The sequence below is a fragment of the Streptomyces sp. BoleA5 genome (assembly GCF_000373665.1).
Taxonomy (GTDB): domain Bacteria; phylum Actinomycetota; class Actinomycetes; order Streptomycetales; family Streptomycetaceae; genus Actinacidiphila.
In genome coordinates this window covers 1-14424 of record NZ_KB892140.1, presented here as the reverse complement: position 1 = coordinate 14424, position 14424 = coordinate 1, and the positions used below count along the sequence as shown (strand labels likewise).

At 68.4% G+C, this 14424-nt stretch carries 18 protein-coding genes, 1 tRNA gene and 2 pseudogenes; 10 read left to right on the top strand and 11 right to left on the bottom strand.

Annotated features, from left to right (window positions below; all coding sequences use genetic code 11):
• Nucleotides 1-271 precede the first annotated feature (271 nt).
• The 6 genes from B085_RS0135565 to B085_RS0135540 all read right to left on the bottom strand — a co-directional run bounded on the left by B085_RS0135565 (nucleotide 272) and on the right by B085_RS0135540 (nucleotide 3425).
• Nucleotides 272-541, bottom strand: coding sequence for a hypothetical protein (locus B085_RS0135565; RefSeq protein ID WP_018563364.1), 270 nt, complete (start codon nucleotides 539-541; stop codon nucleotides 272-274).
• Between the two features lie 24 nt (nucleotides 542-565).
• Nucleotides 566-754: a mobile element transfer protein gene (locus tag B085_RS0135560; protein ID WP_018563363.1), complete on the bottom strand. Its 189-nt coding sequence runs from the start codon at nucleotides 752-754 to the stop codon at nucleotides 566-568.
• A 2-nt stretch (nucleotides 755-756) separates the two neighbouring features.
• The gene (locus tag B085_RS0135555; RefSeq protein WP_018563362.1) at nucleotides 757-936 is read right to left on the bottom strand and encodes a hypothetical protein; all 180 of its coding nucleotides are present in this window, start codon (nucleotides 934-936) and stop codon (nucleotides 757-759) included.
• Between the two features lie 15 nt (nucleotides 937-951).
• Complete coding sequence (locus B085_RS0135550; protein ID WP_018563361.1) at nucleotides 952-1623, bottom strand: DUF2637 domain-containing protein; 672 nt, start codon at nucleotides 1621-1623, stop codon at nucleotides 952-954.
• Between the two features lie 86 nt (nucleotides 1624-1709).
• Nucleotides 1710-3092, bottom strand: a complete 1383-nt coding sequence (locus tag B085_RS0135545) for an FtsK/SpoIIIE domain-containing protein (protein WP_018563360.1) — start codon at nucleotides 3090-3092, stop codon at nucleotides 1710-1712.
• Nucleotides 3093-3095: 3 nt separating this feature from the next.
• Nucleotides 3096-3425, bottom strand: a complete 330-nt coding sequence (locus B085_RS0135540; protein WP_018563359.1) for a hypothetical protein — start codon at nucleotides 3423-3425, stop codon at nucleotides 3096-3098.
• A 178-nt stretch (nucleotides 3426-3603) separates the two neighbouring features.
• Here B085_RS0135540 and B085_RS0135535 point away from each other — a divergent pair, with 178 nt between their 5' ends.
• The 4 genes from B085_RS0135535 (at nucleotide 3604) to B085_RS0135520 (ending at nucleotide 5927) form a co-directional block, all read left to right on the top strand.
• The gene (locus tag B085_RS0135535; protein ID WP_018563358.1) at nucleotides 3604-4362 is read left to right on the top strand and encodes a GntR family transcriptional regulator; all 759 of its coding nucleotides are present in this window, start codon (nucleotides 3604-3606) and stop codon (nucleotides 4360-4362) included.
• Nucleotides 4363-4420: 58 nt separating this feature from the next.
• Nucleotides 4421-4792 carry a hypothetical protein gene (locus tag B085_RS0135530; RefSeq protein WP_037733132.1) on the top strand — a complete coding sequence of 124 codons (372 nt, stop codon included), beginning with the start codon at nucleotides 4421-4423 and terminating at the stop codon, nucleotides 4790-4792.
• A gap of 450 nt (nucleotides 4793-5242) precedes the next feature.
• Entirely contained in the window at nucleotides 5243-5638 is a 396-nt protein-coding gene (locus B085_RS0135525; protein WP_018563356.1) for a DUF6578 domain-containing protein, read from the top strand.
• A 43-nt stretch (nucleotides 5639-5681) separates the two neighbouring features.
• Nucleotides 5682-5927, top strand: a complete 246-nt coding sequence (locus tag B085_RS0135520) for a hypothetical protein (protein WP_018563355.1) — start codon at nucleotides 5682-5684, stop codon at nucleotides 5925-5927.
• 312 nt (nucleotides 5928-6239) lie between these two features.
• Here the strand turns inward: B085_RS0135520 and B085_RS0135515 are convergent, their stop codons facing one another.
• Complete coding sequence (locus tag B085_RS0135515) at nucleotides 6240-6725, bottom strand: DUF5959 family protein (protein ID WP_018563354.1); 486 nt, start codon at nucleotides 6723-6725, stop codon at nucleotides 6240-6242.
• 130 nt (nucleotides 6726-6855) lie between these two features.
• Between B085_RS0135515 and B085_RS0135510 the strand changes: the two genes are divergently transcribed.
• Nucleotides 6856-6930, top strand: a tRNA-Trp gene (locus B085_RS0135510).
• 936 nt (nucleotides 6931-7866) lie between these two features.
• Here B085_RS0135510 and B085_RS51250 read toward each other — a convergent pair.
• Nucleotides 7867-8046, bottom strand: a pseudogene (locus B085_RS51250) (site-specific integrase); the annotation flags it as partial.
• A gap of 438 nt (nucleotides 8047-8484) precedes the next feature.
• Here B085_RS51250 and B085_RS44865 point away from each other — a divergent pair.
• Nucleotides 8485-9231, top strand: a complete 747-nt coding sequence (locus B085_RS44865; protein ID WP_018563352.1) for a hypothetical protein — start codon at nucleotides 8485-8487, stop codon at nucleotides 9229-9231.
• Nucleotides 9232-9940: 709 nt separating this feature from the next.
• Entirely contained in the window at nucleotides 9941-10183 is a 243-nt protein-coding gene (locus tag B085_RS0135495) for a DUF5302 domain-containing protein (protein ID WP_018563351.1), read from the top strand.
• 135 nt (nucleotides 10184-10318) lie between these two features.
• On the opposite strand, the gene B085_RS44860 is transcribed toward B085_RS0135495, so the two are convergent.
• Nucleotides 10319-10912 carry an NUDIX hydrolase gene (locus tag B085_RS44860; RefSeq protein WP_018563350.1) on the bottom strand — a complete coding sequence of 198 codons (594 nt, stop codon included), beginning with the start codon at nucleotides 10910-10912 and terminating at the stop codon, nucleotides 10319-10321.
• A 139-nt stretch (nucleotides 10913-11051) separates the two neighbouring features.
• Between B085_RS44860 and B085_RS51245 the strand changes: the two genes are divergently transcribed.
• Nucleotides 11052-11369 carry a PQQ-dependent sugar dehydrogenase gene (locus tag B085_RS51245; protein ID WP_161275777.1) on the top strand — a complete coding sequence of 106 codons (318 nt, stop codon included), beginning with the start codon at nucleotides 11052-11054 and terminating at the stop codon, nucleotides 11367-11369.
• A gap of 45 nt (nucleotides 11370-11414) precedes the next feature.
• On the opposite strand, the gene B085_RS0135485 is transcribed toward B085_RS51245, so the two are convergent.
• Entirely contained in the window at nucleotides 11415-12869 is a 1455-nt protein-coding gene (locus B085_RS0135485) for an FG-GAP and VCBS repeat-containing protein (protein ID WP_018563349.1), read from the bottom strand.
• 202 nt (nucleotides 12870-13071) lie between these two features.
• On the opposite strand from B085_RS0135485, the gene B085_RS51555 reads away from it, so the two are divergent.
• Nucleotides 13072-13200 (top strand): hypothetical protein, encoded by a 129-nt coding sequence (locus B085_RS51555; RefSeq protein ID WP_018563348.1) that lies wholly within the window; start codon nucleotides 13072-13074, stop codon nucleotides 13198-13200.
• A 66-nt stretch (nucleotides 13201-13266) separates the two neighbouring features.
• Complete coding sequence (locus B085_RS0135475) at nucleotides 13267-13815, top strand: GNAT family N-acetyltransferase (RefSeq protein WP_026251782.1); 549 nt, start codon at nucleotides 13267-13269, stop codon at nucleotides 13813-13815.
• Between the two features lie 169 nt (nucleotides 13816-13984).
• Here the strand turns inward: B085_RS0135475 and B085_RS0135470 are convergent.
• Nucleotides 13985-14424, bottom strand: a pseudogene (locus tag B085_RS0135470) (ABC transporter); the annotation flags it as partial.

The window sequence follows — 14424 nt, the reverse complement described above, 5'->3', positions numbered from 1 at the left end:
CCCGTCCGGGCCAGGAGGCCGGCGGGGGTGGCGTGGCCGGTGCCCTTACATGCAGGGCAGGCGACGTGGAGCGTGGAGCGGGTGCCGTCCGGCAGACGGGTACCGGTGGTGATGGCGACGACGGGGAAGCCGTCGCAGTCACGGCACACCGGCCGGTTCAGGGCGTGCTGGGGCATGATGTGGCAGTCCTTTCGGGTCCGTTGGGTCTGAGAGGGAGCAGGGCGTCCGGGGCGGTCGATGCTTGGCGGCTGAGTGCCGCCCCGGGGGCCCGTTAGCGCTTGCGCGCGAGGTGTAGCGAGACGCTTGCCCCGCCCACGGTGGGGATGGCCGCAGCAGCAGCGGCGGCGATCATCTGGAACGCGAAGGCCAGGACCACGATCACCAGGGCGGTCCCGGCGCTGGCGGCGAGGGTGAGCAGGATCTTCCCGGCGTAGGAGGGCGGCGCCGTCTGTATGACCACGACCTGTCCGGGGTGGACGCCGGGCGGGATCAGCTCGGAGGGGCGGTGGTTGGCCCTCAGTTGCGCGTCGGGGTGGCGCACGATGACTCATCTCCTCTCTGTGGATCAGGGCTGGCAGCGGTGGGTGCGGGCGGCGAGTTCGGCGCCGGAGCGGTCGCGGTAGTCGGTGGAGAAGCCGCAGCCGGGCGCGGTGCACGCTGCGGTGTGGCGGGTGTGTCCGCGGCCGTCGTGGTAGGTGCCGACCTTGACGGGGCCGATGCGGATCACGTTGAAGAAGCGGTTCGGACGCGGCATCGTCAGTCCTCCCGCCGGGTGAAGTCGTCGGCGTGGTCGGTGAGCCACTGCTGGATCTCGGGGTGTTCGTCGTCGGTGGCCTGGTTGATCGCTGCCTCACCCATGCGCATGCCGTCGACCAGGCGGTTGCTGCGGGTGAGTTCGGCGGAGCGTTCCAAAGCGGCGCGGATGTGCGGACGCATTGAGGTGTCCTCCTGTCAGGTGAGTTGGGCGGCGAGCACGTCCGCCAGGGCCGGCGGGACGCCGAGACGGGTGCGCAGGGTCGCGGCGTCGATCGGTGAGCCCGTGGCGGCGTGGTGGGTGTCGGCGACCTTCCGGGCGTGTGCCAGCAGCGCGGGCGGCACAGGCGGCGAGGACACCGGTTGCGGCGCAGGCGTGGACGCGGGGAGCTCCGGGGTGTGGTCGGGGGCACGCTCGACGGTGACTCGTGGCGCCGGTTCCGGAGCCTCAGCGACGCTGGGTGCCGGAGTCGGCTTAGCGGCTGGTTCGGGTGCCACGGTGGGGGTGTGGGCGAGGAGGGTGCCGCCGAGGAAGGCCAGGGCGGGCCACCCGGCGACGAGGATGCGCAGCCAGGCCGGGACGGCGTTCATGTCGAGGAGTCCGGCGGTGGCGATGTTGGCGCCCAGGGACGCGGCCAGGGCGATGACGAACCAGGTCCAGGCGGCGCGTGCCGGGCGGTTGGCGGCGCGGAGGGTGCGCATGCGGCGCCAGGCGGCGACGAGCAGCAGGTCGACGGAGATGGGGTAGGCCCAGGCTTTCCAGTCGTGCTGGCCGGCGGCTTCGGCGATGTCGTGCAGGTGGGCGAAGGACAGCGCACCGGCGATCACGGCCTGAATGAGCACCGGGTCAAAGCGGTTGGGGCGGGCCACGGGGGTCACCTCCTTTCAGGGATGGGTGGGGTAGGGATCTGGCGCGGGGAACGGTCGCGCCGACCGGTGGGACGGAGGGTGCTGGGCTACTCGGTGACCGGGCGGGGCAGGGTCAGCGGTACTGCGTCATCGGTCGACTCCGGCAGGGCCGGGATGTCCGGTCGGAACGGGGCCAGGGCGGGGAGGTCGGGGACCAGGTCGGCGTGGGCCCGGCAGACCGCGGCGGTGTCGGTGATCGAGGTCAGTGGGGTGCGGATGTGGGTCCAGCCTCCGGAGGCGTCCCCGGCCACGGCGACGCCGGGGCGGTCGGCGGCGATGGCGGTTGCGGCGTGCATGGCTTCGGGTGAGATGTCCCCGAGACCCATTTCGGCGGTCTGCTTGTCGTTGACGCGGTGGACGACGCGGCCGGTGAGCTGCGCGCGGAGCATGGTGGCGCCCTTGCCGAGTTCGGCGCCGAACCGTTGGCCGCAGATCTCCAGGTAGATGCCGACCGCGCGGGCCATCTGCGCGAGCCGGATCAACTGGGTCACCATGCGGTCCCGGCGTTCCTCGTCCTTCTTTGTCGCCGTCAGGAACAGCTCGGCGACCTCGTCCACCAGGACGACGATCGGGACCGGTCGCACCTTCTTGGGGAGTCCCCAGATGTCGGAGGTGATCTCCTCGTCCGGCGTGGAAAGGGCGGTGCCTTGGTACTCCTTGAGGAGATCGAAGCGGGCTTCCATCTCGCCCACCAGCGCGTCCAGGAGGCCGGCGGCTTGGTCGGGGTCGGTGGCCAGGGCCGACAGCCGCGGCGCATACGGCGTTTGCTCGACGCCGCGCTTGCAGTCGATCCCGACCAGGGCCACGGGGAGTTTGGCGAGTTGCTTGATCAGGTTGCGCTGATACATCGACTTGCCCGACTGATTCGCCCCGAGCGTGAGGGCGTGCGGGATCTCCCGGTAGTTGCGGACGAACGCGGTGCCGTCCTCCCGCAGCGCCACCGGCACCATCATGGGGCCGGACGGGAGGCGGCGGGGCATGCGCACGGTGCGCAGGACGTCGTATCCGGTCATCCGGAGCTCCACCACGCCGGGCTTGATCTCCACCACGTGCACCGCGTGTACACCCCAGGCGTGCCGGAGCCGGTTCGACGCCGCGGCAACGTCATCAGGTTCCAGGCCGGCGGGCAGGCGAAGCCGGACGCGTAAGCCGGTGGCGGACCCGGCAACCCGGCGGATCTTCGGCGGGACCGGCTGCACCTCGCGGCGTGCCAGGTTGCGGACCATGAACGCCCGCAGCCGAGACGGGGCCACCGTCAGCCCGCACACGTCCATCGTGGAGGCGTAGGTGAAGTGGAACCGGCCCATCGTGACCGGCAGACCCACCAGCGACCAGTACACGCCCGGCGCCTTCACCCGGGCCCAGCCCAGGCCACCCGCGGCCCCCGCCAGCGGGGTGCCGATCTCGATCAGCGTCGCCAGATCCACCATGGCTCAGGCCACCGCCGTGACGGCCACCGCGCGGAACGAGATCCCGTGCCGGGTCTGGCCGTTGAACGTGTTCTCCCAGTCCCGGGCCTTGAGCCCGATCACCGACACCAGCGTTCCCGGCGTCAGCGTCTCGTCCACCCCGGTCGCGGGCACGGCCACCTGGTAGAGGTTGCCCTCACCCTCGTCCGAGATCAGCAGACCGATGGTCATCATCTGCGCTCCGGTCTCCCGGTCGATCGCCACCTCACCGGTCTGCTTGTTCACCAGCTTCGGGGTAGGCGCGGTCGCAACGAACGTCACCGCGGTCGAAACGTCGATCTTGAAGGACGGCATGAAGCGTCTCCCTGTTCGTGAGGCTGCTCCGGACGAGCAACCTGTCTAGAGATGTCTTCAGTGAAGCCAACATCTCTATACACGTCAACGTCTCTATATATGTTGGCTGGATTCGTCTCGCAGGGGGCGCCTGACCGCCTAGCCGCTAAGCTGTCTAGAGAGGAAGGAGGGATCGCTCATGACCACCGAGGGCACCGACCGCCGCCCCAAGTACCAGCGGATCGCCGACACGTTGAAGGACGCCATCCGGGCAGGTGAGTACGGCCCTGGTGACCGCCTGCCAGGCGAAAACGAGCTCATGACCGTTCACGGCGTAGCCCGCATGACGGCACGGCAGGCCCTGAGCGTCCTGCAGAACGAAGGCATCGCCGAGTCCCGGAAGGGAGCAGGCGTCTTCGTACGCGACTTTCGGCCACTGCGACGCCGCGGCATTCAGCGACTGGCGCAAGAGCAGTGGGGATCGGGCCGCTCGATCTGGTCGGCCGACATCGCGGACCGCAACCTGGTGGTGGATCAGGTCTCCGTGACCGAGGCACCCACCCCCGAACACATCGCCGGCGTGCTCGACGTACCGACGGGTGCAGCGATGTGCGTACGCAGTCGCCGCTTCGTGCTGGACGGGAAGCCCGTCCTGCTGTCGACCTCGTACCTGCCGGCGGACCTTGTGGCGGGGTCAGCCATTACTCAGGAAGACACCGGACCGGGCGGCACCTACGCGCGCCTGGCGGAGCTCGGCTCCAAGCCCGTGCACTTCCGCGAAGAAGTCCGCAGCCGGATGCCGTCCCAAGACGAGGCAACCAGGCTCGGGCTGTCCATGGGCATGCCCGTCATCCTGATCTGCCGGACAGCGTTCGCTGAGGAGGGACGCCCGGTCGAGGTCAACGAGATGACCTTGGACTCTGCCGCGTACATCCTCGAATACGACTTCGACGCCTAACCAGACTCCTACGGATCATCCTCACCTACTTCCCGCCAGCCCTGGGTACGGTGGCGGCATGGCGACGATCCTGCGGCACCCTCGACCTGGATTCATGTGGGATTGGTGGGCCGTAGACGCCAAGGGCTTCCTCGTGCAGTTCAGCTGCGGTCCCGCCCCTGAGTACCTGTTGACACATGTGGACCGCGTCGACGCCGCAGCCGCCTGGGCGGAGGAAAACCGCCTCGCATGGTTCGACCGTGATCCCCTGCCACTCCACGCCTTCAACTGCATCGGCGAGTTGCCGACCTACACCCGGCACGGAGTCCCGGACTCTCCGCTGCGACTGTCCGACGCGCCGACAGTCATCGCGGACGTCGCGGCCCTGGTGCAGCTGGATCGGGCAGTGGGAGACACTTGGACGATCTACCTTGACGAGGGATGGGTCTAGCGCATTCTCGCGCCGTCAACCACAACCGAGTCAGGACATACGGCCCTCTGAACAGGCCTGTTACAGGTTTCTCTACCTCATCAAGACACCCGGCGTCGCTCACGCTCCGCCGGGCGCGCCGCCGACGTCCGGCCGCGCCCACGCTCCAGTCTTCGCCCCGCTCGGCGCGCCGTCCGCCGCCGCGCGCCCATGGAGGTAGGCCGAGGAGCATGAGGTAAGAACCGCGGTGGCTGGGGCGGCCGGCTCCACGGCTTTACGCAGCCACCTTGGGGCGAGCCTCGAAGATCGGGGGCCCACTTCGGGCTATTGCGGGCAGACCAGGTGCTGCCCGAGTCGCAGCAAGCTTACGGGCCCCCGATCTCTCGCCCCAAGGCAACTCCAGCCCAAAGCCGTTCCACCGCCCGCGCGATACCTTGCGGCCGTCAACGCTGCTCCGGCGACAATGGCAGCATGACGTTGACAATTTGGATCGATGACTGGCAGATCCAGTGCTGCGGGCAGAACTTCGCGCTGGGGGATGTCGTTTCGTGGAACCTGCTGGAGGTCGATCCGGAGGACTACGCCGACGTCCTTGGTAGCGAACGTGCGGCAGCGATCGACTTCTGCGAGGAGCATCACGGCCAGGAGGGGGAACAGGAACCCACCGAGTTGCAGGTGTTGACAATCGCCGAGGTGCACTGCCGCTACGAGGTGCGCCCAGACGGTGCGGCCACCGCGCTCTACCCGCTTCCGGGCACGACCGTACTGGTTCCTGTTAGAAAAGCAGACGGGTGGGCGAAGGCCCAGCCAGACGTCCGCTTCGCGGGCTACTTGGTGACCGCCCAGCGCACTACAGACGCGCCATGAGTTGCGGCTACTCACGGTCAATGAGGCCTTCAGAAGGGTACGGGTGCGTTTCCTGATCAATGCGGACCGGCGCATGGTGGTGGTCTTCGAGCCGACCGCGGCCGAGTACGTAATGGAGCCGGGGAAGGACGTCGTCGTGGAGTGGTTCGGAGGCGGCGGTGACGGCATGGTCTCCTTCGAGGCTGAGGACTTCGTTGTGAACGCGCCGAGCGGCGGCTACAACAGGGCCTGGGACTCCGAAGGCAGAGAGATCTACATAGGACCCGAATCTGGACCAGACACAAGCTGAACATTCCGGCCGTCGCGACCCACGTGGCCGCCTGCACAGACGAGCGGACCTCAGCGACCGTCGCGCCGGCATCGAGTGGACCGGCCGTGCCACAGCCGTGCCAGGTGCGGCGGTGCCGAACGGGGAGCCACGGGGAACAGCGGTGACGAGACCGCGTTGCCGCAAGTCAGCGTCCGCCCAGGTGAGGCGTGGTCCGCAGCCTCAGTCTTCCAAACTGGTGCCGGGACACTCGACGTGAAGCTGAAAGCGCCCGACCGCGCTGCGGCAATCGCTCAATGTGCGAGGCTGGAGATGAGGCCTAGGGCAACCCGGCTACGGATGTCGCTTTCGGTTCAGACTCCACTCGTAGACACCGAAGGAGGGTTCCACCACCTCGCGGGGCCAGCGCCGGCGAACCTCGCCCAAACGCCGACGCTGATCATCTATCCAGCCCTCTTCGAGGGCCACGGGGACTGTCACTGTCGCCATAGAACCCGGTACGTCGTCAACGATGACGTCGGGACAGCCGCGCTCTCCTTCGAGTCGGATTCTGATCTCGGGCGCGCGATCTCCCATCCAACTGACGTCCCGCCCCGCCGCCAACGAGTCGAGAGCTGTTTCCCAATCGACCAGGTCGCTAGGCAAGAGCCAAACTTTCAGGTGCCCCCTGACGAACCCGGTCGTTACCAGGACGTTCGCAATCAGGGTGTCATGGCCTGTCAGCACCCCCGGCATGTCCCGTCCGGTCACCTGTACAGCGACGCTGTTTCCCTCGTCATCGGCGAGGCGAATCAGGTCTACGGCTCCTTGCCCGGTCATCGTCCCTCACTCTTGGCGCCCGTCCATCTCCGCGGCTTCGGAGCGGCCCAACGCACGACAGGCTAGCTCCGGCCACGGACACCGGCAGCGCACACCCCCAGTAGCGCCACCACTAGGATCTCGGCAAGGCGAAGTCGTAGCGCAGAGGTAGTCGCGCGCGGTCTCCAAAATCGCGAGGACGCCGGTTCGAATCCGGCCGGCTCCGCCCGCCCCGACTACGGCGTCAAGACCCTGTCCCCGGTGGTGATCATGCATGACGTGGGGATCAACTGAGTGTCTAACTGCGCTACAACGGCCCCGAACCAGGGCGCACAACCACGGACGCTCGCGGACGGTCCGCCCAGGCCAGGAGCGGTTCGGCCGCAGGTCACAAGGTCGCGCGCATTGCTTCGGGACGAAGAGGCCACCCCGCTAAGGTGCTTTATGCGGCAGGATGTCGCCTCATGCACCACGGTGACCACGAAAACGACCTGCTGTCGGCGCTTCGGGACGCGCAATCCACCTCCTGGGCAGTGAGAGCTGCCGCAGGTCGCCGTCTCGCAGCCTGGCCAGAGCACGGCGAGGTGACCCCAGCCCTGCATCGACTGTTGCTTGATGAGCACGACACCGGCGTCACGCAAGAGACTGCCAAAGCCCTATTGGCGCGTCGAGACCTTCCCGGTCTGCGGGCCGTGTTGCGTGCACTCTCGCAGGCACAGGAAATGGGCACCGCGGACCAACTTGATGCCGAGGTCAGCTGTGACCCGCGCTGGACCACTGACGACGGAGCCACACAGATGATGGCCCACTTGTCTACGTTGGCGCGCGATGGGGACCCAGGAGTCCGGGGCGAAGCCCTCCGCATGCTGCGATCTACAGCGACTCAGGACAACGCTGATCCCGCCAGCTAAGGCCACTTGGCGAGCCCTACCCGGCAGCGTGCCAGATTCGTGCCAGATCGAACGGTGAACCACGGTCAACGCCGGACATCGCATGCCCATCGCGCCGGGGTAGCAGCGCACCATCTACGCAGGTCAAGGCCACACGTGGGCACCAACGAGCGGTGATTCCCAAGCTCAGAGCGCGGGTTCGATTCCCGTCACCCGCTCCAGCAGAAAGCCCCAGGCGAGCAGCCCGGGGCTTCTTTGTTGTCCAGACTTCTCTAGGCGTCGCGCACCAGATCCGCACCAGATGCACTCGCGCGCTCCGCACACACCCGCGCGTCGAGAGCCGCGGCGACCTCGCGCTGCCGCTCCAACGTCGAGTGCTGGTAGATCAGCGCAGCCCGCTCGGAGGACTTGCCCGCCCGGACCATCGTGTCCTTGAGCGTGGCGCCCGATTGCCAAGCATCACCCGGGCCGGACAACGGCCCTATGACCAGGCCTGTTACAGATTTCTCTACTTCATCAAGCCCTGGCTGCGCCGACGCCCGCCCACATGTGGATAGGCCCGGAGGTCATGAGTCGAGCACCCGACGTTCATGGCCCACGGTCACCGACGATGCCTCCGGCGGGGGATCGGCCGGCACCGGGATGGAGGGGGCGCCGTCGCCGACCGCGGGCCCGTAGTGGCGTGCGCGGGGAGCTCCCATCCCGTCCACCGTCGACCCAGGCAGAGCCGAGCAGACGCGGCCCATGACGTCCAGGTCGTTCGTACAGTGGCGCGCTCCACCTGGACGCGATGAACCACGCCCGCTCCACGGTGTGTGGGTCGACGGCGGACGGGATGGAGCTGGGGAAAGTGGTGGGCTGAGGTCAGAAGTCCGGTTTAGGTTTGGCCTGTGAACCACAGCCGTTTCAACGCCGGGGCGTCCCACGAGCCTGACTTGCCGCCCTACCAGGCAGTCCTGGCGGAGACTGATTGGGATTCGCTCGAGACGGCTTTCGGGAGCGGTGAGGACCTTCCCGGGGTTCTGGCACGGTTGTTGGAGCCCGATCCCAAGGTCCAGGTCACCGCTTTGTCGGAGCTGGGCGAGTTGGTCAACCACCAGAACACCATCTACGAAGCCACCGCCCCCGCCGTCATGTATGTCGCAGGCATCCTCACCCACCCCGCGGCCATGACCCTCCGGCCCTATCGCGACATCCCCATCCGCGCGGCGCTGTTGGGTTGGCTGGCTTCCACCCTTCAAGACGCCTCCGACGAGATTGTCGGCTTCATCGAGCAGCGCTTCCCTGGCTTCCTCGCCCCCGGCACCATCGTGGCGGCCTTCCGGAACCTGCGCCCGATGCTCTACCGGGCCGTCGCGCCCTTCCTCCAGGACAGCCACGAGAACGTGCGCGAAGCCGCCGTCGTCACCGCGCTCATCCTCGTCGAACACCCCGCGCTCGCCGAGCACCGCGATCACCTCGCCGTGCACGCGCGCCGCGTCCTGGACACCAGCGGCTACGAACCCAACCGCCGCGTCGCGTGGAGGACCCTCGAAGCCTGGGGCCACAATCCGCCCGGCCCGGAGCCTCTTCCGGAGGAGCCCTGGGTCTGGGGACCACACAGCGATGGCCGCGGCGATCTCGAACCTCCCTTCTGACCGATACGCTCACGACCCACCGGCGGACCACTACAGCAGGTGAGAGACACAAGAGGCGGCTCGCGAGGTGGCCGTACGAGCGTGGCGTGCGCTATCGGCGTCCTGAGTAGTTCCCATCGGACCCCGGCTGTACAGCAGAGAAGTACAGCAACCGCAGCAGCCGGCAGCGCCCCACGCTGACCCCCATGGGCTTCCCGGCAGCCTGGATGACCTCGAATGACCGATCTCTACCGAGCTACGGATCAGAAGGTCATGAGGGGGTGGTGTCGGAGCCATTCGGCGTCCCGGGACCGCCAGGGCCCGGGGATTCCCATCCGGCCCCCCTTGGCCGCCGTGCTCCTCGTCGGGAGCGTCGAACCGGCGCATCACTGAGCAGCGAAGATAGCGGCACCCACTGAAACTCCGACCCGAAGCCGGGACCCCACGGATCGCCGCACCAGATGAGCACCAGATGCAGCGGTAATCAGCGGTCAGCAGAATTCGCGATGCGAGCCGCAGCTCACCCATGGCACAGCCGTCCTCGCAGGTCAGGCCCATGAATCAGACCGAGGCCCCTGTGACTCCCAAGCTCAGAGAGCGGGTTCGATTCCCGTCACCCGCTCCAGCAGAAAGCGCCCGGCACGCAGCCCGGGTTCCGGCCGCGGGGCACCCCGCAAGGTCGCCCGCATGACAAGCTGTGCTTCCCACTGCCCGAGTCCAGGAGGTCACCATGACTGAAGCGTCTCCATCGCAAGAAGGTTCCGAGCCGGCTAACGCCGAGAGCCCTGCCCTGGCGCCTGACGAGGACGGCCAGTATGACCTGAAGGCCAAGTTTCGGGAGGCCCTGGCGCGCAAACGCGGCATGCAGGCGGAAACCACGGCCCTCGCTGCGAACACCGACGCGTCGAAGATCCGCGGCGCGCACGGCCCGACTGCCGGCCAGCGGTCGTTCCGACGCAAGAGCGGCGGCTGAGCGGTCGTTCTCGGTGGCGTTACACGGCCTTCGACCACGGGATGCTCACCACCGTGCGCGCCACCTGACCGTGAGCCAGTTCGGCACCGGTATCGACCTGTCAGCGTTCGGTGACGAGGTCGGCATCACGGTGCCCTACTGGCACGTCGGCGACGGTGCTGCATCGGAGCCCGGCAGGCTCTTTGCTCTCTCCACCATCGTTGAGAAGGAGACCGGCCCGCCTGCCTCCCTCTGTGGCGGATGGATGAGTGCGCGATAACGGTCGAATGCCTCGCGAGCGTCGGGAACAAATGTCTGCCGGCGGACAAAACCGCCGAGCTGGGACTCGGTCACCCAGTCGCACCAAGCGATCTCCGACGGATCCGGCTGGACAGGTCCCTCCACAACGACCTCGTGCAAGCCGAGCCAGTACGGGCTGATCGCGCCCCTGCAGAGGAACTTGAACAGGAACCGAGGGCGGGCCTCGACCCCCAGTTCCTCGGCCGGCTCCCTTGCTGCCGCGTCCTCATACGACTCACCAACATTCACGGCGCCCCCGAGCAACCAGTTGAACAGCCCAGGGAACAGCGGGACACCATCGGCTCGACGGTGGACCAATATCCGCCCACCGGCATCACGGCACACGATCGTCGCTACTCGATGGATCCACTCGTGTCGGATCGCCGAAGCCCTGTCCACAACACCCAGCACGTGATCTTGCTCATCGACCCGCTCAACCAGTTCACCCATGAGCCACACCATGGCAGTGGGTGAGGATCTGAGACCGGCAGACCGAAGGATCGAGCCGACCGGGTACGGGTTCGCTCAATGGTGGCGAAGTCGGCTCGAGCGCCCGAGCGGAAACTCGGGACCTGCCAGGGTGAGGACCATGCGGTACTGCGAGCGCCATGAGATGCACAACTGCGCGGACTGCGGTCCACGCCCACCCCTCAGCGGCGGACCCACCGACGAATGGGATGGCTGGCCGGCGGCCTCGATCATCATCCACGCCAGCGGCAAGGCCCACCTTCCCGGTTGCACGCACATCGTTCCGGCCGACATCCGGCCACCCGTCTACGGCTGGGTGCCCGCCCCGTCCCCCGGGGCATGGCGCCGTCTCGCGCCATCCAGCCCGCTCCACGCCACCCAAGGCAACGTCGAGCGGATGGCGGTGAGCCGCTGCCAGAGCTGCGACGCGGCCCAGTAGCCCGGCCGCGCCGCCACCGTCGTCGGCAGGGACGCACTCGCCCGGTCAGTGCGTGAAGGGGCCGCTGAGCGTGGTGTACGACAGCTTGAGCGAGATCACGGAGTACGCCTTCGAGCCGGTGCCGGTGGTCCCGGACGCCGAACCCTTCAGCATGTGGACCAGGCCCTGCCGGGGGTTGTCCAGCCACTCGTTCGTGTCCACCATGAGGTCGGCACGACCGTCCCGGGTGTAGTCGGTGAGCTTGAGGTTCAGTCCGAAGGAGTCGTCGTTCTCCACGGCGCCCGCGACACCGGAGGTGCTCTGGCTGTACGCCTTGGCACCGCTGCCGGACAGACCCCCCGCACGGCCGAGCAACACCGTGACCATGCCGGCCCGGCGCTTGCCCGAAAGAGCCTCGCCGGGGGCTCCGATGGCGAGGTCCGCGTATCCGTCACCGTTGACGTCGCCGGCGGAGACGGCGGCGCCGAAGAAGTCCTCGTTCTCGGACGCGCCGGGTACGCCCGCCGTGTCCTGAGTGAACTTCACCGGCTTGCGCGCCGTGTTCGGCCCGACAGGCCCGCCGTACTGGACCGTGACGTAGCCCCGTTCCCGGTCCGGCTGCTCGTAACCGCGGCCGATGGCCAGGTCGCCGTAGCCGTCCTTGTCGAAGTCGCCGACGGTGGTCATGGGGCCGCTGCCCATCTGGTGGCCGCCGTCGTCGGGCACGCGCGTCTCGCCCGCGCGCCGGGTGAAGTCGCTGCCTCCGCGGTGGAAGTAGGCCCGCAGGTCAAGGTCGTCGTCACCCTGGAGGTCACGGCCGAGGATGTACAGGTCGGTGGCGGCGTCGGCGGTGACCCGGCCTGCCGCCAGCTGGGAGGCGTCCAGATAGCCGTAGCCGTCGCCGAGGGACTGCCAGCCGGCGCGGCCGCCGGCCCGGGTGAAGGGGCCCTTGAGCAGGACGACACCGGCCCGGCTGCCGCTGACAGCGGCGAGGTCCTGGTCACCGTCGCCGTCGAAGTCGCCGGCCACGACGTCCCGCCCGAATCCGTCGCCCTGACCCGGGTTCACCGACGCGATGGGCGAGTGGAAGACGGTGCCGGAACCGAGACCCTTGGCACCGCCCCAGACGACGGTCAGCCCGCCTCGGTCCCGGACGTCACCGACGTCCTCGCCCGGTGAGGCGACGACCAGGTCGGCGTAGCCGTCGCGGTCGAGGTCGGCGCTGGTGGCGGCGAATCCCCATTCGTCGTCCTTCTCCACCGCGCCGGGTATACCGGGCGAGTCCTGATGGATGGTCTGGACTCGCGTGCCGGGGCCGGTCGACGTGCCGTAGACGACGGTGACCCTGCCGTCCTTGCCATGCGTACCGCCGAGCATGACGAAGTCACGGTAGCCGTCGCCATTGAAGTCGTCGGCCAGCTTGGCGGGAGCCGCAACCGCCGAAGGGGCGATGAGAAGCGGGCTGCAGACCGCTGCCGCGAGCGCCGCGGCGGTGGCAAGGGCAGTACGTGTGGCGCGCATGGCTCTCCGGTGTCCGATGGCGGGCGGTGACGCTTGAACCGCGATCTTTGACCCGTCGGGATACCTGATGGTTGTACGCCGATGACGGGCGGTGTCGCGGTACGGCGGTGTCAGCCGTGCGGAGGGTTGTGGCCGCCGCCCACCCGACCGACGCCGACCGGGTCGCAGATGTCTTCGTCACCTTGACGCCCTGATCCGCGGGATGCGACCTGTCCTCGCGGGCCTGGTGCTGGTGTCGACCGCGCTCGGGGTTTCCCGATGGCGCCGCCACGTGGTCGCCGAGGTCGAGCGCGATGAGGCTCAGGCCGTCCCGCAACAGGCCAGGACCTGATGCGGGTCTGTTTCCCATCGGAAAAGCCCTGAGCTCCCGCCGAAGGGTCTGGGTAGGCTGCCCGCCATGAGAGAGCTCGGACCTGTCGCCTGGCCGCCTGCCCCGATCAGGACCGAACGGCTCGTGCTCCGTGAGCCCGGGGCCCGGGACCGTGCGGCGGTGATCGAGTTGCTGGCCTCACCGGAGGTGGGCACCTACATCGGCGGTGCACGACCGCGGGACGAACTCGAGCGCACGGTGCCCGAGGTGCCCGGACGGCGTCCCGGCTTCTTCGTGGTCGATCTCGACGGGGCGCTGATCGGCACGATCACGCTCGACCGGCGCGACGCGGAGCGTCCAGGTCGTGTCCTGCCGGGTGCCGGGGAGGCCGAACTCGGCTACCTGTTCCTGCCGGAGGCGTGGGGGTACGGGTACGCCGCCGAGGCCTGCGCGGCGGCACTCGACTGGTTCACCGGCGCGTTTGCGGGCGAGCCGGTGGTGCTCTGCACCCAGACCGCCAACAGCCGCTCCGTACGCCTCGCGGAGAAGCTGGGGTTCACCGAGGTGGAGCGGTTCGAGGAGTTCGGAGCCGAGCAGTGGTTCGGCGTGCGGTCCTCGGACGTGCCTTCGGCTTGAGCTCGTACTCGGCGGTCGGTGGATCAACGCCGACCGCATCGTCGGAGGCTGCCCTCCGTGTTTGTGACGGGCGTCCGTTGCCCTCTGCAGCAGGGACGGCAGGACCCCGGGTGGCACTGGGAGCGCCGCCCGGGGTCGTGCCGTATCTTCGCGGACCGAGGCCGTCACCTCAGACGACGCGCTTGCGGCCCCAGAGGAACACGAAGGCCGTGACAGCGGCGGCCAGGGCGAACAGGATCGAGGCGCCGAGCCACTGCATGCCGCTCATCTGGGAGATGGGGAGGTAGTCCACCGCCCAGCCCACGATGCCCTTCTGCTGCCGGCAGGCCTCGACGGCCTTCTCGGATCCGGCGTGCACGCAGGTGCTCCAGCCCAGGGTCTCCCCGGACGACGTGACGAACGACTGGTCGATCTCGTGGGCGGCGGTGGGGAGGCTCGGGGGGCCGCCGTCGACGCCCGAGTCGGTGGTGATCCTCACGACGTGCCCCAGGTCGAGCCGGTACTGGCCCCAGGCCACCTGGACGGCGACCGCGAAGAAGAAGGTCACGACCATCGAGAGCAGGGTGCGGCGCAGGACCATGCCGATCGCGACGCCGCCCAGGACGGTGA

What these genes read in the sequence shown, in the direction of transcription:
- B085_RS0135560 (WP_018563363.1), bottom strand. Translation starts at nt 754, where the DNA reads ATGCCGCGTCCGAACCGCTTCTTCAACGTGATCCGCATCGGCCCCGTC.
- B085_RS0135555 (WP_018563362.1), bottom strand. Translation starts at nt 936, where the DNA reads ATGCGTCCGCACATCCGCGCCGCTTTGGAACGCTCCGCCGAACTCACC.
- B085_RS0135545 (WP_018563360.1), bottom strand. Translation starts at nt 3,092, where the DNA reads ATGGTGGATCTGGCGACGCTGATCGAGATCGGCACCCCGCTGGCGGGG.
- B085_RS0135540 (WP_018563359.1), bottom strand. Translation starts at nt 3,425, where the DNA reads ATGCCGTCCTTCAAGATCGACGTTTCGACCGCGGTGACGTTCGTTGCG.
- B085_RS0135535 (WP_018563358.1), top strand. Translation starts at nt 3,604, where the DNA reads ATGACCACCGAGGGCACCGACCGCCGCCCCAAGTACCAGCGGATCGCC.
- B085_RS0135530 (WP_037733132.1), top strand. Translation starts at nt 4,421, where the DNA reads ATGGCGACGATCCTGCGGCACCCTCGACCTGGATTCATGTGGGATTGG.
- B085_RS0135525 (WP_018563356.1), top strand. Translation starts at nt 5,243, where the DNA reads ATGACGTTGACAATTTGGATCGATGACTGGCAGATCCAGTGCTGCGGG.
- B085_RS0135515 (WP_018563354.1), bottom strand. Translation starts at nt 6,725, where the DNA reads ATGACCGGGCAAGGAGCCGTAGACCTGATTCGCCTCGCCGATGACGAG.
- B085_RS0135495 (WP_018563351.1), top strand. Translation starts at nt 9,941, where the DNA reads ATGACTGAAGCGTCTCCATCGCAAGAAGGTTCCGAGCCGGCTAACGCC.
- B085_RS44860 (WP_018563350.1), bottom strand. Translation starts at nt 10,912, where the DNA reads ATGGGTGAACTGGTTGAGCGGGTCGATGAGCAAGATCACGTGCTGGGT.
- B085_RS51245 (WP_161275777.1), top strand. Translation starts at nt 11,052, where the DNA reads ATGCGGTACTGCGAGCGCCATGAGATGCACAACTGCGCGGACTGCGGT.
- B085_RS0135485 (WP_018563349.1), bottom strand. Translation starts at nt 12,869, where the DNA reads ATGCGCGCCACACGTACTGCCCTTGCCACCGCCGCGGCGCTCGCGGCA.
- B085_RS51555 (WP_018563348.1), top strand. Translation starts at nt 13,072, where the DNA reads ATGCGACCTGTCCTCGCGGGCCTGGTGCTGGTGTCGACCGCGCTCGGG.
- B085_RS0135475 (WP_026251782.1), top strand. Translation starts at nt 13,267, where the DNA reads ATGAGAGAGCTCGGACCTGTCGCCTGGCCGCCTGCCCCGATCAGGACC.